The 22,121-nt window shown below is 63.4% G+C and carries 22 protein-coding genes and 1 pseudogene; 8 read left to right on the top strand and 15 right to left on the bottom strand.

Annotation, left to right across the window (positions count from 1 at the left end; all coding sequences use genetic code 11):
- Positions 1-87: 87 nt before the first annotated feature.
- Positions 88-612 carry a DUF3617 domain-containing protein gene (locus PFZ56_RS05445; protein ID WP_170001391.1) on the bottom strand — a complete coding sequence of 175 codons (525 nt, stop codon included), beginning with the start codon at positions 610-612 and terminating at the stop codon, positions 88-90.
- Positions 613-744: 132 nt separating this feature from the next.
- Between PFZ56_RS05445 and cls the strand changes: the two genes are divergently transcribed.
- Positions 745-2,184, top strand: coding sequence for a cardiolipin synthase (cls, locus tag PFZ56_RS05450; protein WP_170001390.1), 1,440 nt, complete (start codon positions 745-747; stop codon positions 2,182-2,184).
- Between the two features lie 36 nt (positions 2,185-2,220).
- Here the strand turns inward: cls and cfaB are convergent, their stop codons facing one another.
- The 5 genes from cfaB to PFZ56_RS05475 form a co-directional block, all read right to left on the bottom strand.
- Complete coding sequence (cfaB, locus tag PFZ56_RS05455) at positions 2,221-3,408, bottom strand: C17 cyclopropane fatty acid synthase CfaB (protein WP_102881372.1); 1,188 nt, start codon at positions 3,406-3,408, stop codon at positions 2,221-2,223.
- A gap of 54 nt (positions 3,409-3,462) precedes the next feature.
- Positions 3,463-4,281 carry a DNA-binding domain-containing protein gene (locus PFZ56_RS05460; protein WP_170001389.1) on the bottom strand — a complete coding sequence of 273 codons (819 nt, stop codon included), beginning with the start codon at positions 4,279-4,281 and terminating at the stop codon, positions 3,463-3,465.
- Positions 4,272-5,117: a DUF692 domain-containing protein gene (locus PFZ56_RS05465; RefSeq protein ID WP_102862396.1), complete on the bottom strand. Its 846-nt coding sequence runs from the start codon at positions 5,115-5,117 to the stop codon at positions 4,272-4,274. Before PFZ56_RS05465 ends, PFZ56_RS05460 begins: the two co-directional genes overlap by 10 nt.
- 65 nt (positions 5,118-5,182) lie before the next feature.
- Positions 5,183-5,434 (bottom strand): hypothetical protein, encoded by a 252-nt coding sequence (locus tag PFZ56_RS05470; protein WP_102862397.1) that lies wholly within the window; start codon positions 5,432-5,434, stop codon positions 5,183-5,185.
- Positions 5,435-5,581: 147 nt separating this feature from the next.
- On the bottom strand, positions 5,582-5,740 hold the full coding sequence (locus PFZ56_RS05475) for a hypothetical protein (protein WP_170001344.1): 159 nt from the start codon (positions 5,738-5,740) through the stop codon (positions 5,582-5,584).
- Positions 5,741-6,210: 470 nt separating this feature from the next.
- Here PFZ56_RS05475 and PFZ56_RS05480 point away from each other — a divergent pair, with 470 nt between their 5' ends.
- Genes PFZ56_RS05480 through PFZ56_RS05505 form a run of 6 tightly spaced genes read left to right on the top strand, consistent with a single transcriptional unit; the run spans position 6,211 to position 11,960 of the window.
- On the top strand, positions 6,211-6,834 hold the full coding sequence (locus tag PFZ56_RS05480) for a CDP-alcohol phosphatidyltransferase family protein (protein WP_170001388.1): 624 nt from the start codon (positions 6,211-6,213) through the stop codon (positions 6,832-6,834).
- Between the two features lie 10 nt (positions 6,835-6,844).
- Positions 6,845-8,602, top strand: a complete 1,758-nt coding sequence (locus PFZ56_RS05485) for a bifunctional alpha/beta hydrolase/class I SAM-dependent methyltransferase (protein WP_102881375.1) — start codon at positions 6,845-6,847, stop codon at positions 8,600-8,602.
- A complete protein-coding gene (locus PFZ56_RS05490; protein ID WP_170001429.1) occupies positions 8,602-9,948 on the top strand; it encodes a phosphatase PAP2/dual specificity phosphatase family protein in 1,347 nt (448 codons plus the stop codon). Before PFZ56_RS05485 ends, PFZ56_RS05490 begins: the two co-directional genes overlap by 1 nt.
- A complete protein-coding gene (locus PFZ56_RS05495) occupies positions 9,938-10,393 on the top strand; it encodes a hypothetical protein (protein WP_102881376.1) in 456 nt (151 codons plus the stop codon). Before PFZ56_RS05490 ends, PFZ56_RS05495 begins: the two co-directional genes overlap by 11 nt.
- 9 nt (positions 10,394-10,402) lie before the next feature.
- Positions 10,403-11,026: a 1-acyl-sn-glycerol-3-phosphate acyltransferase gene (locus tag PFZ56_RS05500; protein ID WP_102881377.1), complete on the top strand. Its 624-nt coding sequence runs from the start codon at positions 10,403-10,405 to the stop codon at positions 11,024-11,026.
- 1 nt (position 11,027) lies between these two features.
- Positions 11,028-11,960, top strand: coding sequence for a phosphatidate cytidylyltransferase (locus PFZ56_RS05505; RefSeq protein ID WP_102881378.1), 933 nt, complete (start codon positions 11,028-11,030; stop codon positions 11,958-11,960).
- 75 nt (positions 11,961-12,035) lie between these two features.
- Here the strand turns inward: PFZ56_RS05505 and PFZ56_RS05510 are convergent, their stop codons facing one another.
- Entirely contained in the window at positions 12,036-12,509 is a 474-nt protein-coding gene (locus PFZ56_RS05510) for an Lrp/AsnC family transcriptional regulator (RefSeq protein WP_170001387.1), read from the bottom strand.
- Between the two features lie 160 nt (positions 12,510-12,669).
- Here PFZ56_RS05510 and PFZ56_RS05515 point away from each other — a divergent pair, with 160 nt between their 5' ends.
- Positions 12,670-13,284 (top strand): LysE family translocator, encoded by a 615-nt coding sequence (locus tag PFZ56_RS05515; RefSeq protein WP_222933553.1) that lies wholly within the window; start codon positions 12,670-12,672, stop codon positions 13,282-13,284.
- Positions 13,285-13,490: 206 nt separating this feature from the next.
- Here PFZ56_RS05515 and PFZ56_RS05520 read toward each other — a convergent pair whose 3' ends face one another.
- The 8 genes and pseudogenes from PFZ56_RS05520 to PFZ56_RS05555 all read right to left on the bottom strand — a co-directional run bounded on the left by PFZ56_RS05520 (position 13,491) and on the right by PFZ56_RS05555 (position 22,081).
- Positions 13,491-15,626: a hypothetical protein gene (locus PFZ56_RS05520; protein ID WP_170001386.1), complete on the bottom strand. Its 2,136-nt coding sequence runs from the start codon at positions 15,624-15,626 to the stop codon at positions 13,491-13,493.
- Positions 15,613-16,815: a DUF3142 domain-containing protein gene (locus PFZ56_RS05525; protein WP_170001385.1), complete on the bottom strand. Its 1,203-nt coding sequence runs from the start codon at positions 16,813-16,815 to the stop codon at positions 15,613-15,615. The genes PFZ56_RS05520 and PFZ56_RS05525 overlap by 14 nt, the downstream gene beginning before the upstream one ends.
- Before the next feature lie 156 nt (positions 16,816-16,971).
- A pseudogene (locus PFZ56_RS05530) lies at positions 16,972-17,847 on the bottom strand (pyridoxamine 5'-phosphate oxidase family protein); the annotation flags it as partial.
- 25 nt (positions 17,848-17,872) lie between these two features.
- The gene (locus PFZ56_RS05535; RefSeq protein WP_110594511.1) at positions 17,873-18,502 is read right to left on the bottom strand and encodes a glutathione S-transferase family protein; all 630 of its coding nucleotides are present in this window, start codon (positions 18,500-18,502) and stop codon (positions 17,873-17,875) included.
- 125 nt (positions 18,503-18,627) lie between these two features.
- Entirely contained in the window at positions 18,628-19,530 is a 903-nt protein-coding gene (locus PFZ56_RS05540; protein ID WP_102881384.1) for a LysR family transcriptional regulator, read from the bottom strand.
- A gap of 70 nt (positions 19,531-19,600) precedes the next feature.
- Positions 19,601-19,921, bottom strand: a complete 321-nt coding sequence (locus PFZ56_RS05545; RefSeq protein WP_102862408.1) for a hypothetical protein — start codon at positions 19,919-19,921, stop codon at positions 19,601-19,603.
- Positions 19,922-20,205: 284 nt separating this feature from the next.
- Positions 20,206-20,844 carry an antitoxin Xre/MbcA/ParS toxin-binding domain-containing protein gene (locus PFZ56_RS05550; RefSeq protein ID WP_394304591.1) on the bottom strand — a complete coding sequence of 213 codons (639 nt, stop codon included), beginning with the start codon at positions 20,842-20,844 and terminating at the stop codon, positions 20,206-20,208.
- Between the two features lie 208 nt (positions 20,845-21,052).
- Positions 21,053-22,081: a hypothetical protein gene (locus tag PFZ56_RS05555; RefSeq protein WP_394304592.1), complete on the bottom strand. Its 1,029-nt coding sequence runs from the start codon at positions 22,079-22,081 to the stop codon at positions 21,053-21,055.
- Positions 22,082-22,121 lie beyond the last annotated feature (40 nt).

Raw genomic sequence — 22,121 nt, forward strand, 5'->3', positions numbered from 1 at the left:
GCTTGTCGGCGAGGGCCCTGGTCCAGGTGCCTGGAGGGCCGCTTCGCCGACAAGCGCAGCGGCCCTCCGGCCGCTCACCAGGGGCGGTCAGGAAGCGCGAGGTTTGACCGTGCCGCAGTCCTGGCCCAGCCATACGGCGCGGGTGTCCATGCTGCCTTTTTGCTGCAGGCCGGTGGCATTGAAGGTGCCGATCACGTTGGTGGTGAACTCGCGATCACTGATGAACTTGGCCACCCCGTTGCCCTGAGCCTTGGGACAAGTGAAACGAAACTTCCATTGATTGCCGTTGCGCTCGGTGACCTGCTGCTGGCAACCCGATTGCGGGTCCTGCAGCGGAATGGTGTCGGATTTCACCTGGTCCGGCGTCAAGCACACCCGAATACCCTTGCCGCCCATGGTCACGCCCTGTTTCTCCAGCATCGCCCGTTGTTCCGGGGTCATCTGTTGCTGCAGCTGGCCAAGAATCAGCGACAAGTCCGGCAAGTTCTGGTCATCAACCTTCATGTTGCTGCTGGTCAGTTCCCACAAGCCCGGTTGCAGCATCTGCGCCTGCGCAGCCAGTGGCAGCGCCAATCCCGCCGCCAAGGCCCAACCCAGTAAACGAAGTTTCATCGAATGACTCCTAGACAGTAGTGGCCGTTAGACTTCGGCCAAGGCACGGCGTTGCATGCAGAATAAAATAGCGACATTCGCTGTGGAACATGGTCTGTTAGGCATTGAATCTTCAGGAGCAAAGGTTGCCCCATGGATTATTTTGGCCCGCACATCTTCGGCTATCTCATCGCGCTGTTGCATTTTCTCGGGCTGATCGCCGCGATCCACGCGGTGCTCACCGTCAGGACCGCCCAAGGCGCCATTGCCTGGGCCCTGTCACTGATGTTCATGCCCTACCTGACCCTGATTCCCTACCTGGTGTTCGGCCGCAGCACCTTCGATGCCTACATCCAGGCCCGGCGCCAGGCCAACGTGGAAATGCACAAGGCCATCAATGAGCTGAACTGGCGGCCCTGGGTCGAAGAGGCGCTCACCGCCCGTGCCTCCCAGGCCTATGCCACGCTGCGGGCCATGCCCAAGCTGGGGCGCATGCCGTGCCTGGCCAACAATCAGGTGCGCCTGCTGGTCAACGGCGACGCCACCTTCGAAGCGATCTTCAATGCCATCCGCCGCTCCCACAAGGCGGTGCTGATCCAGTTCTTCATCATTCACGACGACGAGCTGGGCCGGCGCCTGCAACGCCTGCTGCTGGAAAAGGCCGCCGAAGGCGTCTCCATCCATCTGCTCTACGACCGCGTCGGCAGCCATTCCCTGCCCGCCGCTTATGTGCAGACCCTGCGTGACGCCGGGGTCCAGGTGCATGCCTTCGCCACTCGCAGTGGCTGGCTCAACCGCTTCCAGGTGAACTTCCGCAATCACCGCAAGATTGTGGTGGTGGACGGCTTGCTGGGCTTTGTCGGCGGGCACAACGTCGGTGACGAATACCTGGGCAAGAAGCCGCCCTTGGCGCCCTGGCGCGATACCCACGTCCAGGTCAGCGGCCCGGTGGTGGCCTGCCTGCAGGAGTCCTTTGCCGAAGACTGGTTCTGGGCGGCCCGGGAACTGCCGCCGCTGATCCTTCCAGACACCTACCCGGATGACGGCGTGCTCTGCCAATTGCTCGCCAGCGGTCCCGCCGATGCCTACGAAACATGCTCGCTGTTCTTCGTCGAAGCGATCCATGCCGCCACCGAACGGGTGTGGATCACCAGCCCGTATTTCATTCCCGATGAAGCGGTCTTCGCCGCCCTGCGCCTGGCCGTGCTGCGGGATGTGGACGTGCGCATCCTGCTGCCCTCGCGCCCGGACCATCGCATCGTCTACGCCGCCTCCAGCCTCTACGCCTTCGAGGCGGTGCGCGCCGGGGTCCGGGTCTTCCGTTATCAGCCGGGGTTCCTGCATCAAAAGGTGGTGTTGATCGACAACGAGATCAGCGCCATTGGCAGCGCCAACCTGGACAACCGTTCGTTCCGCTTGAATTTCGAAGTGATGCTGCTGACCGTGGATGACGACTTCGCCACCGAGGTGGAGCAGATGCTGGACGCCGACTTCGCCAAGGCCCGGGAAATCGCCCGGGAAGAAAGCCGCCAGACCCACCGCCTGCAACAACTGGGCATGCGGGTCGCGCGGCTGATTTCACCGATCCTGTAGGGAGCCACTCAGGGTCTGCAGCAAACGCTGCCGGGCCTAGGGGTGATAGAGGTCGTCCCGGGTCCAGGGCAACTCATGACTGCCATCGGCATGGGTCTTGACCGCGAGGATCTGGTGCAGATTGATCCAGCCCTTGGCAAACGCATAAGCGCAACCCGCCAGGTACAGCCGCCAGATCCGTAGCGCTTGCGGCGGCACCTGCTGGCCGGCCGCCTCCAGGTTGTCCTCCAGGCGCTCGCTCCAGTGATCCAGGGTGCGGGCGTAATGCAGGCGCAGGCTTTCGACATCGACGATTTCCAGCCCGGCCTCGCTGATTTGCGCCGAGATCATCGCCAGGTGCGGCAGCTCGCCATTGGGGAATACATACCGCTCGATGAAATCCCCGGCGCCCCGGCCCACGGGACGTCCGTCGGTGTGCTTGGCGGTGATGCCGTGGTTCATCACCAGGCCGCCCTCGCGCACCGCGTTGAACAGGGTCCGGCAGTATTCCGGCAGATTGGCATGGCCCACATGTTCGAACATGCCGACGCTGACCACCTTGTCGAAGCGGCCATCCTGAGGCAGGTCGCGATAGTCCAGCAACTGCAGCTCCACCAGATCGTCCAGGCCTTCGGCACTGACCCGTTCACGGGCCAGGGCCAGTTGTTCCTTGCTCAAGGTGATGCCAAAGACCTTGGCGCCGAACTCGCGGGCAGCGTAACGGGCCAGCCCGCCCCAACCGCAACCGACATCCAGCAGGTAATCCCCCGGTTGCAGGCGCAGCTTGCGGCACAGGTGGCGGAACTTGGCTTGCTGGGCCTGTTCCAGGGACTCGCTGCCGGTCTCGAAGTAGGCGCAGGAATAGGCCATGTCACTGTCGAGCCAGAGCTGATAGAAGGCGTTGGAAAGGTCGTAATGGTAGGAAATGGCCGCCGCGTCCGTGGCCTTGTCGTGCTGCGTGCGCACCGGCTGATCGTCGTCATCCTCATTCAGCAAGGCCTGGCTCAGCTCATCGCACACCCGGATGACTTCACTGATGGAGCCTTCGAGTTCCAGCTTGCCCTCGACAAAGGCGCCCCCCAGTGCGTCCAGGCTGGGATGGGTAAATTGCGCAACCAGCTGCGGGTCCTTGACCACGATGGTGACGCTGGGCTCCGGCCCAAGATTGAATTCATGGCCATCCCAGAGCCGCAGGCGCAAGGGTAATTGCAGATTCTGTAAGGCCGGTGGAAGTTGCGCGAGCATGAAAAATCCCCCCTGTTTCAGACGTCTGAAATGAGGGTAGACCATCTTGGAAAATTAGCTGGCTATCGAATTTCCAGCGGTTTTCCAGGACTCGCGGCGTACCACCAGGCCGTCTTCGACCCACTGTTTGAGCCAGGTAACGGCCTGCAACGGGGCCCCCTCAAGGTAAGTGACGGCCAGCTCGGCACAGAGTTCCGCGAAACTCCACTGCGCCTCGATCATGCCTCGCAACCCTTGGGCTTCTGCTGACGACAAGCTGCGATAGCGACAGACCCGATCCACCCGCCATACCAGGCAAGGCTGCTCTTGTTCGAGTAAAGCACTCTCGGGGAAATCCGCCCGATCCTTGACCGCGCGCCACTGGGCGAGGCTGTTGTAACGGCAGTCCAGCCACTGCACACAAGGCGCCAGTTGCAGTTGCAGCAGCGGCCACTCTTCGGCGTCCAGGGCCGCCATGTCCGCCACCGTCAGCACCTGGGCCTCGGCGGCGTCAAAGGCCAGGGTGAACGCCCACTCCAGGCGCGCCAGTTCCGCCAGGGGCAGGCCCTGCTCCGGCACCAGATGGCCCTGGATGAACTCGGCGAAGCCCTGCCCCAACCAGCGCAGGCTGAAATGCCGGGAGGGAGATTGGCGTATATAAGCGCCGGCCAGTGACGCGAACTCCTCATCGCCAAGCCACTGCAGGATCGTCGGAAAGTCCGCCACCATGACTTCCAGCAGCCGCGCCTGGTAGGCGTTGTGGTAAATCGCCAGACCGGTGGCGACATTCAGGGTCGGTCCGCCGATCAGGCTGTTGCCCAGCAGGCTGTCCGCCTGGGACTGCTCGGCCAGCAGGTAGCGTTCAAAGGCCAGTTGCCATTCGTTCAGGCGCATTCAAGCCTCCCGGACAGCGCCCGTTGCCCCAGCGCGCGAGCCTTGTGCAGTTCGCCGAGCAGTTCGCTCAACGGCGGAAAATGATCGTCACGCTCCAGCAGGGTCGCGACCGGCCCAAGGTGTTGCAGGGTGCGCTGATACAGCGCCCAGACCGGATCGCAGACCGGCTGGTCATGGGTGTCGATCACGTAGTCGCCATGATCCTGATGCCCGGCCAGATGCAATTGCCGCACCCGTTGCGCCGGCAGCCCCTGGATGAACTGCCAGGGATCGAAGCCGTGATTGCGTGAACTGACGTAGACGTTGTTCACGTCCAGCAACAGCTCGCAGCCACTGAGCTGGCTCAAGGCGGCCAGAAACTCCCACTCGCTGAACTGATCCGCCGCGGCCCGCACATAGCTGGAGACGTTCTCCAGCACCAGGGGACGCTCCAGCACCTCCTGCACCTGGCGCACCCGGCCCGCCACGTATTCCAGGCTTTCCTCGGTGTAGGGCAAGGGCAGCAGATCGTGCAGTTGATGAGCGTTGCCGCGGCTCCAGCACAGGTGATCGGAAATCCAGGCCGGCTCAACCCGCCGGGCCAGTTGCTTGAGTTGCTTGAGGTAGTCCAGGTCCAGGGCGTGGGGACCGCCAATGGACAACGACACCCCATGCATCACGATGGGGTAACGCTCGGCAATGGCGTCCAGGTAGTAAAGGGCCTTGCCGCCCTCGACCATGAAGTTCTCGGACACCACTTCAAACCAGTCGACGTCCGGTGCTTCATCGAGAATCTGCTGGTAGTAGGCGCTGCGCAAACCCAGGCCATAGCCCAGGCAGGAAGAAAGGTCAGACATAGCGAACTCCTCGCAAGGTGGCCGCAGTGGTCGTCAGTCCCACTGCGGCTGCACGGATTCGCCGCTTACTCGCCGACTTTGCCGCCGGCTTTTTCGCACTCCGACTGGGTCATCGCCTTGAAGCCCTGGCCTTTGCAAGCGCCCATGCCTTTGCAGGCGTGGTCTTTGGTCTTGCAGTCGTTCTGGCCTTTGCAGCCGTTGACGCCATAACAATGAACCTGGGCATCAGCTGCCGACGCCTGAGTGGCAACACCGGCAAACAGGGTGGCGGCAGCGAAAGCCAGGGCAGCACCAGCAGCAGTTTTCTTCATGTTCATTTTTTGTTCCTCAATAATCGCAGGGGACGACGGGAGGCGTGTGCAATCCCGTCATAGCACTAGAGAGAGGAAGCTCCCCGGCGTTACAGCCGGTTTAAAAAAATTCTGCGCGGCGGCCTTTCGCCGGTAACCCGGCAGCTACAGGCTTCAGCAACGGCTCCTGAAACCGCAGCAGGTGCCGCGGATCAGCAGCACACACACCGCAGCAGCCAGTACCGCGACAGCAAACAGAGCGATAAACGCCAGACGACCGACGGGAATCCACGGGCTACCCAGTTCATGTGTTCCACGTGGAACCTTACTCATGGCTGCGATCCGGATGCTTTGCTCGGCAGGCTCGGCGGACCATCCACCAGTACCCGGAACTGCGCGCCGATCAATACCGCCAGGCGCGCCGGCGCTGCGGATAACGCTGGGACAATGCGTTGCTGTATAAGCCATCGAGTGATTTTTTTGTCGCACGCCATGCCTTTTCATCTACGGCGTGCGTCGTAGTCTCTGTACGAACAGTTTTGAGACGAAGGTCAGGCAAGGCGAAAACGGTCGAGGAACGGCCGGGGTCGCGTTCGACTTTACGGGGTGTAAATGAGCATTCCGATCGGACTCGCGCACGAGACCGTTTTCAACGCAGCATCACCGAGTATCCAGGCTTTTCGTACAGAGCCCAGACACCACTGGCAGCCAGTTGCTCACGCAGAAACTTCTGATGTCAGCCCCTGGCATTTATGGCAATAATCCAGCCCTGCTCACCGCGTGCGACAAGGAACCGTCCCATCATGCTCTCGATTTACCAGCTCAAACCGCGCTTTCAGAACCTGCTGCGGCCGTTGGTGCAGCGCCTGTACGACAACGGCACCACGGCCAACCAGATCACCGTCCTGGCCGCCGTCGTCTCACTCCTGGTCGGCACCGTCATCGCCCTGTTCGCCAGCCACACCTGGCTCTTCGCCCTGATTCCGCTGTGGATGATCCTGCGCATGGCGCTCAATGCCATCGACGGCATGCTGGCCCGGGAATTCGGCCAGCAATCGCGCCTGGGCGCCTACCTCAATGAACTGTGCGACGTGGTCGCCGACAGCGCCCTGATCCTGCCCTTCGCCCTGCTCCCGGGCGTCAGCCTGCTGCTGGTGCTGGCCGTGACCCTATTGGCGCTGTTAAGCGAATACGCCGGTGTGCTCGGGCCGATGGTCGGCGCCTCACGGCGCTACGACGGGCCCATGGGCAAAAGCGACCGCGCCTTCATCCTCGGCGTGCTGGCCACCGGCATCGCCCTGGGCTGGCTCGGCGCCCTGTGGATCAACGGCGTGTTGGCACTGGTCGCCGCACTGCTGGTCTACACCCTGATCAATCGGGTCCGCCAGGGCCTCAAAGAAGTTCAGCACAACGCTCCCTCTGCATAAGGAAATGGTAATGCGCGACGCTCAACACCAGACGTTCCGGACCCATGACGGCGTCGAACTGTTTTACCGCCACTGGCCGGCCACTGAAGTGGCCCCAGGCGAACCGCGGCAGGCGGTGATGCTGTTCCATCGCGGTCACGAACACTCCGGGCGCATTGCCCATCTGGTGGACGAGCTGAACCTGCCGCAGGTCGACTTCTTCGCCTGGGACGCTCGCGGCCACGGCCAATCGCCGGGCGCCCGGGGCGACAGCCCGAGCTTCGCCACCAGCGTGCGTGACGTGCAGACCTTCTGCGACCACCTGGGCAGCGCCCACGGCATCGACGAAGAAAACATCGCCGTGGTGGCTCAGAGCGTCGGTGCGGTGATCGCCTCCACCTGGGTCCACGACTACGCCCCACGGATTCGCTCCCTGGTGCTGGCCTCGCCGGCGTTCAAGGTCAAGCTGTACGTGCCTTTCGCCCGCCCGGGCCTGGCCCTGATGCGGCGCTTTCGCGGCAACTTCTTCGTCAACAGCTACGTCAAGGCGCGCTTCTTGAGCCACGACCCGGAACGGGTCCACAGCTACGACGCCGACCCGCTGATCACCAAGGCGATCTCGGTCAACGTGCTGCTGGGCCTGTATGAAGCAGCCGACCGGGTGGTGGCCGATGCCCAGGCCATTCAGGTGCCGACCCAACTGCTGATCTCCGGCTCGGACTTCGTGGTGCACCGCAAGCCCCAGGAGCAGTTCTTCGAACGCCTGGGCAGCCTGCACAAGGAAAAACACATCCTCCCGGGCTTCTTCCACGACACCCTGGGAGAAAAGAACCGCGCGCCGGCCATGGCCAGCATCCGCCGCTTCATCCTGCAGAACTTCGCCCGCCCGCTGAACCGCCCTGCCCTGCTGGACGCCGACCGCCTGGGCGTGACCTGCGCCGAGTCCGAAGCCCTGGCCGCGCCGCTGCCCCACAACTCCCTGCGCGACCTGTACTGGCGCGCCACCCGCGCCAGCATGCGCCTGGGCAGCCAGCTGTCGGCGGGGGTCAAGCTGGGCTTCGACACCGGCTTCGACTCCGGCAGCACCCTGGACTACGTCTACCGCAACCAACCCACCGGGCATTCCGCCCTGGGCCGGCTGATTGACCAGAACTACCTGAACTCCATCGGCTGGCGCGGCATTCGCCAGCGCAAGCTACACGTGGAAGAGTTGCTGCGCCAGGCCATGGAAAAGCTCCGTGAGCAGGACAGCGAAGTGCGCATCGTCGACATCGCTGCCGGCCACGGCCGCTACATCCTCGAAGCCCTGCAAGGGGTCAGCCCGCTGCCGGAATCGATCCTGCTGCGCGACTACAGCGACATCAACGTGCGCGACGGCAGTGCCCTGATCCAGGAAAAGGGCCTGGGTGACATCGCGCGCTTCGTCAAAGGCAACGCCTTCGACCGTGAGGACCTCGCCGCCCTTGATCCCAAGCCGACCCTGGCGGTGGTCTCCGGGCTCTATGAACTGTTCGCCGACAACCAGATGGTCGGCGGTTCCCTGGCGGGGCTGGCCAGCGCCGTGGAACCCGGCGGCTACCTGGTGTACACCGGCCAGCCGTGGCACCCGCAACTGGAACTGATCGCCCGCGCCCTGACCAGCCACCGCGAAGGCCAGGCCTGGGTCATGCGCCGCCGCACCCAGGCGGAAATGGATCAGTTGGTGGAAGCCGCGGGCTTTCGCAAGATCACCATGCGCGTGGATGAGTGGGGGATCTTCAGCGTGTCCCTGGCGCAACGGGTGCAATGATGAGCGCAGGCGCCTTGCCGGCGCGGGAGCCAGGCCTGCTGAAACCGGCGGTGCTCTGGCTGCTGCTCTTGGCACCGCTGTTCTTCAGCACCTACGGCTTCGCCACCTGGGTCACCGCGCAACGGGACGACGTCGGCAGTCTGGTCTTCGACTGGGAGCAGCATATGCCGTTCTGGGCCTGGACCATCGTGCCCTACTGGTCCATCGACCTGCTCTACGGCTTCTCCCTGCTGCTGCCGCGCAGCCGGGACGAGCTCAAGCGCCACGCCCTGCGCCTGCTCACCGCCCAGGTGATCGCGGTCAGTTGCTTCCTGCTCTGGCCGCTGCGCTTCACCTTTGCCCGGCCAGAACTGGACGGGGTGTTCGGCTGGCTGTTCGAGGTGCTGGCCGGCTTCGACAAACCTTTCAACCAGGCCCCTTCCCTGCACATCGCGCTGCTGGTGGTGCTGTGGGTCTGCTACGCCCGGCATAGCCAGGGCTTCTGGCGCTGGCTGGTGCATGGCTGGTTCGGCTTGATCGGGGTGTCGGTGCTCACCACTTATCAACACCACTTTGTCGATGTGCCTACCGGCGCCCTGGCCGGCTGGCTGTGTGTCTGGCTGTGGCCGCTGGATCGCCCCAGCCCGCTGTTCAGCGCACAGCGGGCCCAAGACCCGCGGCGCCGCCAACTGGCCTGGCGCTACGCCCTGGGCGCGGCGCTATTGGCGGTGGCCGCCTTCACCTGGGGCGGCACCGGGCTGTGGTTGATCTGGCCCGCCGTGGCGCTGTTGCTGGTGGCCCTGAACTATGCGCTGCTCGGCGCCGCAGGGTTCCAGAAACGCGAGGACGGACGCCTGAGCCCCGCCGCCCGCTGGTTGCTGGCGCCCTATCTGGCAGCGGCCTGGATCAACTCGCGGCTGTGGACAAAAAAACATCCACAGCCGGATCAGGTTGTGGATAACGTCTGGCTCGGCCGCCTGCCCACCCCAGCCGAGCTCAAGGACAGCCCCTTTGTCGCGGTGCTCGACCTGTGCGCCGAGCTGTCCCTGGACCGCCGTGGCTTGCAGGCCTACCAGAGCCTGCCGGTACTGGACCTGTGTGCCCTCAGCCCCGAGCAGTGCCTGGCTGCGGCGCAAGCCGTTGAACGCCTGCGCCAGCAAGGCCCGCTGCTGGTGTGCTGCGCCCTGGGCTATTCCCGCAGTGCCACGGCCATTGCCGCCTGGCTGCTGCACAGCGGCCGCGCCGCCACCGTGGACGCGGCCATCGTGCAGATCCAGCGGGCACGCCCGCAGATCGTCCTGCAAGCGGCCCATCGGCAGGCGCTGGAAACCCTGATCAGTAGCAAGAGAGCGGCCCATGTCCAGTGAGATGCAGCTCTACAGCGTCGCCAGCCTGCTGCGCCGGGGCCGGGCCCTGGATCAGTTATCCACAGGCCTGACCCTGCTGGGCGCCCTGTATGGCCTGGGCCAGTACCTGCTGGCCAGTGTCAGCCTGGGAGGACTGATCGTCAGCCTCGCCCTGGTGCTGCTGGGGCTGGTGGAAAAGTACCTGGCGCTGCGCGTGGCCTTCGACGCCGACCTGTTTCAGCGCGTGGCCGATGGCCCCGCGTCCCTCGAACACAGCACCCAGGCCCTGGATCAGGCCCTGAGCGCCCTCGGCCTGCAACCTGCGCAGCGCGGCGGCCGGCCCTGGAACGAACGCAGCCGCGGTGCCCTGGGCCTGCTGCGCCGCCAGGCGTTGCTGCTGGCGGCACAAGTGCTGGTGCTGTTGAGCTTGATCCTGGCCAGCCCCTGGCTGACCTTCGCCGGATAAGGAATGCCCATGTTCGAACCCCTGGTTGCCAACCTCATCACCTCCGCCGCCCGCAGCATCACTGGCGCCCGCAGCCTGTGGCTCGGCTCCGCGCCGCGACCGGTGCAGCGGATCTACTTCGCCAACCACAGCAGCCACGGCGACTTCGTGCTGCTCTGGGCCTCGCTGCCGCCGGCCCTGCGCAAACTGACCCGGCCCGTGGCCGGTGCCGACTACTGGCACAAAAGCGCCCTGCGCCGCTACATCATCAACCGGGTGTTCAACGGCGTGCTGATCGACCGCGAGCGCAAGGAGGCTGTGGATAACAACCCGCTGCAGCCGATGCTCGATGCCCTGGACAACGGCGACTCGCTGATCATCTTTCCGGAGGGCACGCGCAACCTGGAAGACGGCCTGCTGCCGTTCAAGAGCGGGATCTACCACCTGGCCAAACGTTATCCACAGGTGGAGGTGATTCCGGTGTGGATCGCCAACCTCAACCGGGTCATGCCCAAGGGCCGCTTCCTGCCCCTGCCCCTGCTGTGCACCACCAGCTTCGGTGCGCCACTGACCCTGGAAGAGGATGAAAGCAAGGAACACTTTCTCGAACGCAGCCGCGCCGCGCTGCTGGCCATGGCTCCGGAGCACAGCTGAAATGGATAAGCAGACCCTGATGTTGTTCGGCGGCATCGGCGCCATTCTGGTGCTGGCCTCGCTGATCGGTTTCATCCTCAAGTGGCGCACCCGCGGCGCGCCCAACCCGGTGATCGACAACCTCAATGCGCGGATCAATGCCTGGTGGGTGATGGTGCTGGTGATCGGCATCGCCTTCTGGCTCGGCACGGCGGCGGTGATCCTGCTGTTCTACGCGGTGTCGTTCTACGCCCTGCGCGAATTCCTCACCCTGACCCCGACCCGGCGCAGCGACTACCCGGCCCTGGTGGCGGCCTTCTACCTGGCCCTGCCCCTGCAGTACCTGCTGATCTACTCCGACTGGTACGGGTTGTTCTCGATCTTCATCCCGGTCTACGTCTTCCTGCTGCTGCCGATCCTGGCGTCCCTGGGGGGCGACAGCACGCACTTTCTGGAACGCGCCTCCAAGGTTCAGTGGGGGCTGATGATCGCGGTGTTCTGCGTGTCCTTCGTGCCGGCCCTGCTGACCCTGGACATCGCTGGCTACGAAGGCCGCAACCTGCTGCTGATCGCCTATCTGGTGATCGTGGTGCAGCTCTCGGATGTGCTGCAGTACGTCTGTGGAAAACTCTTCGGCAAACGCAAGATCGCCCCCAACCTGTCGCCGTCCAAGACCGTCGAGGGCTTTGTCGGCGGCATCCTCCTGGCGTCCTTGATCGGCGGCGCGCTGTTCTGGATCACCCCGTTCAACATCTGGCAGTCGTTCCTGATCGCCCTGCTGATCAACCTGCTGGGCTTTGCCGGCGGCATCGTCATGTCGGCGATCAAGCGCGACCGCGGGGTCAAGGACTGGGGACACATGATCGAGGGCCACGGCGGCATGCTCGATCGCCTGGATTCGGTGTGCTTCGCCGCGCCGATCTTCTTCCACCTGGTGCGCTACTGGTGGACCTGAGCCAGGTCCACCAGTAGCGGGTTTGCGCCCGCTACGCGGTCATGCGCGAACAAACGCCCCGGCCAGCGCTGTTGATCACCCCGGTAGATGCCCCAATGGCAGGGGCCCCGGGGTTTTCACCGTATGAATGGCAAAGTTGCTGCGGATGTCGCTGACCCCGGGGATCTTCAGCAAGTGGCCAGTGAGGAAACGGTCGTAACCGCGCAGATCCGGGACCACCACCTGCAGCAGGAAGTCCGATTCGCCGGAGACCAGGAACGCCGAGATCACTTCCGGCAACTGCAACACCGCCTGGCGGAAGGCTTCGGCCTCGGCGTCGTTGTGCCGTTCCACCTTGACCCCGACGAACACCGTCAGCCCCAGCCCCACTTCATCCCGGTCCAGGGTCGCCTGGTAGCCACGGATCACCCCCGCCTCCTCCAGCATGCGCACCCGGCGCAAACAGGGTGACGGCGACAGGCCGATCTCCTCGGCCAGTTGCACATTGCTCAGGCGGCCGTCGCGCTGCAGGGCGGCGAGGATCTTGCGGTCGTAGGTATCGAGTTTCATGTTTGGCATATCCGGATGGTCATTCCATTGAAAGCTGGAAGATTATGCCAATTTTCACCGCCTTGCTGGTTGATTACGCAAGCACCTGCCCGCCCCTGTGGCCCTAAACTGGGCGCACCGACTCGACAACGAATGGGGGTGCAAGGTGGCGCAACTGTGGATGTATTTCCTGGCTCTGGCGGTGGTCTACCTGCTGCCCGGGCCTGACATGATCCTGCTGCTGCAGACCGGTGCCCGCCAGGGCAAGGCCCAGGCGCTGGCCACGGCCCTGGGGCTGGCTGTCTCCCGCGGCTGTCATGTGGCCCTGGCCGCCCTGGGCCTGGCGGCGCTGTTCAAGGCCGCCCCCTGGACCTTCGACGTGGTACGCCTGGCGGGCGCCGCCTACCTGCTGTGGATCGGTATCCAGTGCCTGCGGGCCAACCTCCTGCCCAACCTCGACAGCGCCGGCACGGCGGCCACGCCCCTGCGCTGGCGCCAGGCGATCCAGCGCGGCCTGCTGACCAACCTGCTGAACCCCAAGGCGTTGCTGTTCTGCTCGGTGCTGCTGCCGCAGTTCATCGATCCCCAGGCCGGCGCGGTAGCCCCCCAATTCGTCACCCTGGGTGTGTTGCTGGTGGCGGTGGGCGGGCTGTTCGACTGCTGCTACGCCCTGGCCGGTGCCGGGCTGGGCCGCTGGATGCAGCGCAGCCCCTCGGCGCAACGTTTGCAGCAATGGCTGTTTGGCAGCCTGCTGATCGGCTTTGCCTTGCGCCTGACCTTCGTCCAGCAGGCCTGACGGGCCCAAGGATCGCCGCCACTTCGATCTCTGCTGCACCGATCTCTGTAGCCGCTGCTGAGCCATAGCGAAGCTGCGAAAAGGCCCAAAGGGCCTTGCCTGGCAATCTCCCGACAGCATGCGCACGCCCCAACAATCGCCGCGACCGCTGCGTCGGAGTGCCGCCCAGCTCGTTCGCAGCCTGCGGCAGCGGCTACAGGTCTTGTTTAGGCCCTTTGGACGCGGCGGCGCCACAGCCAATAGGCAGCCCCGAGCACCACGCCGGCCCCCGCCCCCGTCGCCAGCTTGTGCTCGCTCATCGCCGTGCGCGAGGCCGACAGCCACTGGGTCAGGTAGCGCTTGTTGGCGCTGCCGAAGTCCGGCTCCTGGCAGTTCATGCCAAAGTTGCCGGCCCACTCCACAAAGGGACCGTTTTCCACGTAGCGCCGGTAGTAGGTGATCTCCGCATCGCTGCCCCGGGTCCAGCGCGCCGCCTTGCACAGCACCGCGGCATAGGCCTGGCTGGTGTGAGGCAGGAAGTCCGCGGCCTGGTTGCCCAGCTCCCCGGCCAGGTAGCGGTAGTGGTAACGCACGTCGGGCGCGGCGGTGGTGGCTTGCTGACGCTGCACTTCATCGGCGCTGACAAAGGGCCCGGCCTGCACTGGCGGGATCTCCAGGCTGTAGCTGCCCCAGAGGCTGTGATAGTCCGGGCCCATTTCGTAACCCAGGATCTCCATGCCCGAGGCACGGGCCAGCTTGCCGGCCTGGTAATAGGCCTCTGCCCGACGCGTGGGCAACCAGGCCGACTCGGCGCTGCGCCGGTACTCACCGTAAGCCTTGGCGATGGCCTGGCGCTCCGGGCTGTCGAAGTAGCCCCAACCCTCTTCGTAGCGGCCTTCGCGCAGCAGGCGCCGGCCGAGCAATTCGCGCACCTGGGCGGCAATCGGCAGGGTTTCGTAGTAGGCGTCCGGCTGCTTGGGCGTCGGCGGCGGTGCGGGTACCTGGGTATCGACGAACTGCTTGAGTTCATCCAGGGTCAGCACCCGCTCCGCCACAGTGGCTGCGTCGTGCCAGTAGATGTCGCCGCTTCGGTAGAGCAGCTCGAAGGCTTGCACGTAGTCGCCACGATCCAGGGCCAGCAGGGCGCTTTCGCCTTCGACCCGGCAACCGGGCTTGAGGTCTTCGTAATTGCCGTCGTAATCACCGCGAAAGCCCCAGCTCTCGTCTCGGGGGAAGGCCGCGGCGGCCTTGGCGTATGCGGCAGCAGCAGCCACCTTGTCGCCATCACGTAGGGCCATCTTGGCCCGCAGCCACCAGGCCAGGCCGCCATCGCCGGCATGCTCCAGCAACTGCTGGGCGGTGGCGAAATCGCCATTCTGGTAATTCAGCGCCGCCAGCCGGTCGGCGTTGTCGAAGCTGCCCGCAGTGCCCTGGCTCAGCAGCTTGATCAGTTTCACCTCCGACTCGGGCCGCTCGCCAAAGGACCAGGCCTGGTGCGAGATCAAGGAGGCGGTGAGCAAGCGGGCTACGGAAGGATGCTTGAGCTGCTCCAGCAATTGCGCGTCCGGCAGGCCGCTCAGTTCGCCCACCACCTGCTTCAGGGAGCTGTAGCCGACCTCCGAACCCAGCTGGTTCTGGATGGCATACAGATCGATGGCCTGGCTCCAGTCGTTCTGATCCTTGAGGATGCGGGCCTCCTCCCCCAGGCTGGCGACGCCCAGGCTCAGGGGGTCGCTGAAGGCGTCGATGCTCAACTGACGGGTCTGGGCGAACGCCTGGCGCGCCGACTGGCGCATGTCGCGCCGGCCCTGATCGTCCAGCTCGTTGGCTTGCTCGCTGATAAAGGACAGGGCCCGCCCCAGGGAATAGGCCGCCCAGGTACTGCGCAGGGCGCGTTGCTCGGCGGGCAGCGCCAGCACCTTGCGGAAATACTCCGCCGCCAACTCATGATCCCCGGCGCTGAAGGCCACGGCGCCCGCGGTGTAGAGCTTGATCTCCAGCGGCAGGCTGGCCCCTTGTTGCTCCGCTACGCGTGCGTCATTGAGCTTGCGCAGCTGGCCGACCAGGGTTTGCTGAGCCTGGTCCAGCCCTTGCTGTTCGGCCCAGTTACGCTCTTGCACCGAATAGCTGTCAGGCAGGCTGTAATCGACACTGAAGCCATTCTTGGCGACCGGCATGAGCCCGACGATGGGCTGACCCAGGCGGCTGATCTCGAACTGGAAACTGCCTTCGGGCAGCTGCGCCAGCGTCTGTGGCCGGTCGTCCAGCAGGCGCATGGGGAAAGTCGGTCCGCAGGCCAGGGCCGGAGCCAGGGGCAGGCACAGGCTCAGGCACAGCAGGTGACGGGATCTAGGGACGAACATGCGCAGCTCCTTGGTCAATTTTTGTACAGCGGGCCCAGCCCACGGCGCGGCTGGCACCTGCGGCCAGGCGGCCGCTCTGTTGCCGGGTCAACCGCAGTTGGCCGTCGCGCAGCTGCGCGGCATAGCCGCCCAGCCCGTCGAATCCGTCGCATTGGGCAACGGCCAGGGTCAGTTGTTCAGGCAAGGGCTGATCGAGGTTGCCCGCGTTGCTCAAGCGGATGTCGAACAGGCCGTCCTGTTCCTCCAGGCGGATGCCCAGTTGGCCGGCCAGGGCATCGCCCCGGGCCACCGCCCGCAGGGTCTCCAGGCTCCAGGCCCGCACATCGCCCTTGAGGGGCAGGCGAAACCAGATCAGGCCGGCCAGATGCGGCGGCGGGTCGTTGCGCAGGGTTCTGGCCAACTGGCTCAGTTGCTCGGGGTCGGCCATCAGCTCCTGGCGCTGACCGCGCCGTCGCAGCGGCGCCTCGCTTTCCACCAGGGGCGCGCCTTCGGCAGCGGGGAGCAAGGCGACGCCGTAGGCGGGCAAGGCCAGATAGAAGGGTTTGTCGCTGATACGCGCCCAACGCCTGGCCCACTGCTCGGCTTGTCGTGGGTCGAACAGGCCCTGCCGAGGATCACTCACGGCGTGCACCTGCAGCACGCTGCTGTCGACCTTGGCCAGCAGGCCCGGCAACTCGCGACTGTCGAGCCAGGCCGGCAAGGCGGTGATGCTCAGGGCCAGGTGGCTCGGCAGTACAGCCCGCAAGCGCTCAAGCAGCTTGGCGTAGGCGGGCAATCGCGCGCTGCCGGCATCGTGGTCGATCTCGATCCCGGTCAGGGTCAGGCCCTGCTCCTGCCAGTCCGTCAGCAGTTGCTGGACCTGACGGATGATTTCGTCCTGGTCCAGGGAAGGCAGTTGCCCGTCGAGGCGGATCACCGCGATCAACGGCCGGGCATCCTGCTTGAGCAAGCCGGCGTCGATCCGCGCACGGCTCCAGCCAGCCTGTGGAAAAGCCTGCAGGGCCAGGACCCGGGCTGTGGAAAAGTCGGCCCGGGAACCGGCCAGGGCTTCGGCGTGGGCGGGCGTCCACTGCCGTTGCCAGATGTAGAGTTGTTGATCCAGAGGGGGGGCGTCTTCGTGGCGGCAGGCGCTGAGCAGCACCGGGCAAAGCAATAGGGCGAAGAGGCGGAGCAAGACCCGGGGCAGCATGAATCGTTGATTCCCTTTAACGCAACAAAGCCCCGGCGTACCGGGCGCTCTGCAGATGATCAACCTTGAGATCGCGCCAGCCTACGCAGGGCCGCGGCTGGCGGCAATCGCTGGCGAGGACTTTTTTCTGCAGGCGCCCAGGGCCCGTTACAAGCCCCGCAGGGACAGGGCTGCCGGCCGCCGCACCAGCCGCTCCACGGTAAAGCGCCACACGCGCTCGGCCCCCTGAAAGGTGCTGACCAGCGGGCCGTCTAAGATGATCTCGGTGCGCCCACTGAGTTGCAGCAACTCGCCACTGTGAAAGTCGATGAACAGCAAACCCGCCCGGGGATTGAGCAGCAGGTTGCCCAAGGTATTGAAATGCAGGTTGCCGGCGAAATCCGGGATGGTCAGGCAGTTGCCTTCGACCCGAACGAACCCGGCCGGGCCGCCACGATGGGAGACATCTACCGCACGCTGGCCCTCCACATCGACATAGCTGGCGACGAAGAAGGTATCGGCGGCGCCGATCAGGGCCCGGGCCGCCGGGTCCAGGTCCTGTCGGTGCTGGGCCGGGCGGCTGGCCGGATCGCTCAAGGGCACCCGTTGCAGATCGCGCAACTGGATGTAGCGCGGGCAGTTGCCAAACGACTGCTGCACCCTGAGGCAAAAGCCTCGGCTATCGAGCTCGCCGATATGACCGTTGAGACGATTGCGTCGCCGGGTATTCAGTTCGATCCCCAACAGGCCCACTGCCGCACCTTCCTGCAACTGCAGCGGATCATCGGCGGCCGGCAGGCTGGCAAGGCGCAGCAGGTTGGCTTGCGGGGCCTGGGCAAAACCGGGCGGACCTTCAAGCAGGCTCGCCCAGGGATCGCCTTGGGCATCCACCGCGCCCACCAGGATGAACGGCAGTTGTCCGAAGAACTGCTGGTGCTGCTCGGGCATGGCCGGACGGATGACTTTGGCGCCGAAGGCTTCCATGCGCTCGGCCACCCCAGCCTGGATCTGCAATTGCCGTTCGCCGGCATGCCAAGGTGAATGCGTGCTCATGTGTTGGCCTCCGCAGAGTGGCTCTTCAGGCGCTTTTCAAACCCGCCGCCGTGGATGGCATGGGGACAAAGCCGGGCAAGGCTTCAATACGCTGCAGCCAGGCCCGTACATGGGGGTAAGCGTCCAGGGACACGTTGCCTTCCGGGGCATGGGCGATGTAGCTGTAGCCCGCGACATCGGCAATGGTCGCCTGCTGCCCTACCAGGAAGGGCCGGCTCGCCAGCTCCTGATCCATGATCTTGAGCAGCGCGTGGGCACGGGCGATGACTTCCTCGGCATTGAACGAGGCGCCAAACACCGTGATCAACCGCGCCGCCGCCGGTCCAAAGGCGATCTGCCCCGCCGCCACCGACAGCCAGCGCTGCACCTGGGCCGCGCCCACCGGATCGCTGGGCAACCAGCGGCCCTGACCATAACGCTGGGCCAGATACACCAGGATCGCATTGGAATCGGCCAGCACCACGCCCTGGTCATCGATCACCGGCACTTGGCCAAAGACGTTGAGGGCGAGGAAGTCCGCCTGCTTGTGGGCCCCCTTGGCCAGGTCGACAAAGATGGTTTCGCTGGGCAGGTCCAGCAGGGACAGCATCAGCTCGACCCGATGGGCATGCCCGGAACGGGGAAAGTTGTAGAACTTGATCGGCAGCAGGGACATGGTCGACTCCGCGAACGAGGCGCGGTCGAAGTGCCGCGCTGGGAGCTCCATCTTGATCCCTGGGAAAAAACAACAGAATCACCAGAAATCGCAATCCATCCTTTCATCCAGCGCAATAACGCTGATCAAGGATTGAGCGATGGATGCTCACGCAGGGCCTGTACGGCGAAGTCGACAAAGCTGCGCACCCGCGCCGGCGCCTTGCGCCCGCCCTGGTACACCACATGGATCGGCAAGGGCGCCAGCTCGAAGGCCTGGAGGACAATTTCCAACTGCCCCGCCGCGACCTGGTCGGCGACCTGATAGGACAGCACCCGGGTCAGGCCCAACCCCAGACAGGCAGCACTGATGGCTGCCTGGTTGGCACTCACCAGCAACCGCGGCTCGGGCCGAATGCTCAAGGGCCGACCGGCATCGTTGAACTGCCAGTTGCGCGCCTGGCCCACGGACGACGGCGCGATCACCGGCGCCTGGCGAAGGTCATCGGGATGCTGGGGACGGCCGTGGACGGCAAGAAACTCCGGCGCGGCGCAGACAACGCGGCGCACTTCGCCGACTCGGACGCTGTGCTGGCCACTGTCGGGCAACTCACCAATGCGTATCGCCACATCAATGCCCTCCTCCACCATGCTCGCCACCCGGTCCAGCAGCAGGGCGTTGACGCTGACCTGTGGATAACGTTGCAGGTAGCGCACCAGCAGCGGAGTGACGAAGAGGTCACCGAACAGCACCGGCGCAGTCAGGGTCAATTGGCCCCGGGGCTGGGCGTGGATGCCGGCGGCCGAAGCCTCGGCGTCCTGGACCTCGGCCAGAATGCGCCGGCAATCCTCCAGATAGCCTTGCCCGGCTTCACTCAGGTGCACGCTGCGAGTGGTGCGGATCAACAACTGAGTACCGATGCGCTGCTCCAGCGCGGCGACGGCGCGGGTCACACTGGCGGCCGACAGACTCAGGCGCCGAGCGGCAGCAGCGAAGCCTTGCTCCTGAGCGACGCAAACGAACACCTGCATTTCCTGGAACCTGTCCATGCCCTACCTCAGCTGCCGGCGCCTGCCCGGTGAGCGCCGCGAGCCAGCAGCATAATCCAGGGCTCCGGCTTCAGGGGATACACCAGGTGCCGACATCGTGCCGATCAAATCCCGGGCACGGGTTGTTCTTGGCAATCAGCCGGTAGGGCTGATCTTCGGCGTAGGAAAAATAGAAGTAGTAGTGCCGATCTTCCCCGTACAGCCAATAGGAAGAAGAACCCTGATTAATCAGGGTCGGCTCGAAGGTCCAGATGGAGGATTCGGCGGGAATGAAGTTGGCCCGATCCTTCAGCAGCAACAGGCTGTTGGACAGCACCGGGGTCAGCCCGCCCAGCAGCAGGACAACCAGCATCAGGACCAGCGTCCATCCATAAATCAAACGCAGCTTCATAGGTTTTCCACAGCTCAATAAAAAGTCCCGGCCTGTGCACAAGCCGGGACTTTCTGGGTGATGGGTTCACAGCCGCCTTGGTGCTGAACAAAATATTTTGACACCAACAGCTCAGCAAACGCTGGAGCAAACGGCTCAACAGAGTGCGCCGGCTGATTGAATGTTTTGACACCTACCGGTCAATCTGACTAAACCAAACATGATTTTCAACAATATATTTTGACACTGAGGGCACACCCAACGAGTAATCACATTGTGATGGTGTTTGGTTAGCTGCAACCGCCTCAAAATGACATGCCTTCAGCTGCCTGAATCAGCATTTCCTCGACCCGATGTGTGCCTTGAGTCGTAGATAGCATCGCATATGGACTGGAGCCCGAAAAACGGGATTTTGGTGTTGAAAGCCAGTGTTCTGCTTTCCCAGCGTCCCCGAAGATCACCTCGGCCATGGCATTAATGTGTGCAACACGAAAAAGTCGATCGCTTTCGCTCACAGTTAACCGTTGATTGCTGGCCAATTTTGATTTCAGTGTTTTGAGCGGAATGATTTTGTCGAGCTCTTCAGCACTTATGGTTCCTGACTCGCCAAGCGCGTTTATCAGGTTGGCCGAAAAGCCCGCTTTGATAATCTCGTGAATATCCTGATCTGAAGCACCCAAGGGGATATGGAGAGACGCCTCAAGGCGGATACGATAGGCATGATAAGCATCATCACGCAGGACTCCAGTAAACACGGTCAGCAGTGATGCTGTGCCACGGATGGGCCTTAACACGATTGCATCCTTCGTTGTCGTGATTGTCAGATCGTCCCCAACTTCCAACCCGAGCTTGGCAAGCAGCTCTGGAGGTAAATCAACGATGACATCACCGCTACCGTCTGCGGTATCTTGGCACTTGACTGTCCAGCGCTCACTTTCATTCATGATGGTCCGGCTCTCATTTCGTGAATCAGAGAAGACGCATCCGTATGCTCGCCCACGCAGCTGATTACGTCATTGGATAACCGTTCATTGGACCAGCCTATGCCGAATAGTGCGACGAGCGGCTCTCACCTTGAGTGAATCGGCGAATCGTTGGAGGCCCCCCTGATGATCCATACAGAGGCATTCCGGTATGCGAGACCGTATCGGTTCAGACACCGCGAATAGTCATCAAAAGCCAAACAATGCCGTCCCAGTACTTGATCGTTGCCAACACTAAAGCTCCAAGAATTGGTATCAAGGACAGCCCCTTCAGCAACCGAAAGGTTCTGGTCAGTGTTAGGCCCTGCTTGTCCACCTGATCGATGGTGATCCTAAGCAGGCGTTGGAGCTTTGGTGGGTAGGTTTTTATCTTGTCTTTAAAATCATCGAAGATGACATTGAAGCTATGAAGCAGGCGCCCCGTTTGGAGCATTTGATTGTGCAAGATCGCAAGCAGAACTACCGAGACCACAGCCAGGCCGAGGACAAGGATAAAACCTTCGAACTTTGAGGTGGTTTTCTCCAGAGCTACCAAACCGGCCAACGATATCGGGAGGGCGAGCATCTTGCCGGCAATGTCACCCAGCACTCCACTCAGCTTGGTGCCATAGTCGATTTCAGCCTGGGCCACTTCACGACGAACCCTCTCAAACGAGAAGCTATAGACATACGTTTGGAGGTTGGCGCGGTAAGTGGCCAAGACCTCTCGCCACTCCCGCACGATCACCAGAAGCAAATTCGGCTCGCTTTCGAACTTCTCGATGACGCTCGCGACGGCCATCCGAATCATCAATTTGCGTTCAGAGAGGTGAGCTTTATTTTCATTTTTTCGATTGAGAATCTCTTCCAATAAGCTCAAGTGGTTAAGTTCATAATCGAGCACTTTGACGTTGACCTGAGTAGGGAGCAGAAATGTCCTCGGGGGCTTCGCCCCGTCAGGTGGTAGGGCAAAAAATAGGTTATAGCCGTCCGGGCTACTGTCTTTGTCAACACCGATCGCTAGTAGCGCAAGCAACTCAATTAGCCGACAAACGCGTCTGAGAGACTTGATCTCCGTGGGCTCAATGTCATCGCTGTCCGCCCAGCGAAGCTCAGTGATGTAAACATTGCTCGGGAATTGCCCCTTGCCCAGCGAACCATTTCGCGCGACAAACTCGGACAGGCTGCTGTAAAAATGGCCCGACTCATTCGATGGCAAGCGAAATTCAATTTCAAGAGAGTCTGCCTCCTCAGAAAAA

Origin of the sequence: Pseudomonas danubii (assembly GCF_042980055.1) — a bacterium.
In the GTDB taxonomy this organism is placed as follows: Bacteria; Pseudomonadota; Gammaproteobacteria; order Pseudomonadales; family Pseudomonadaceae; genus Aquipseudomonas; species Aquipseudomonas danubii.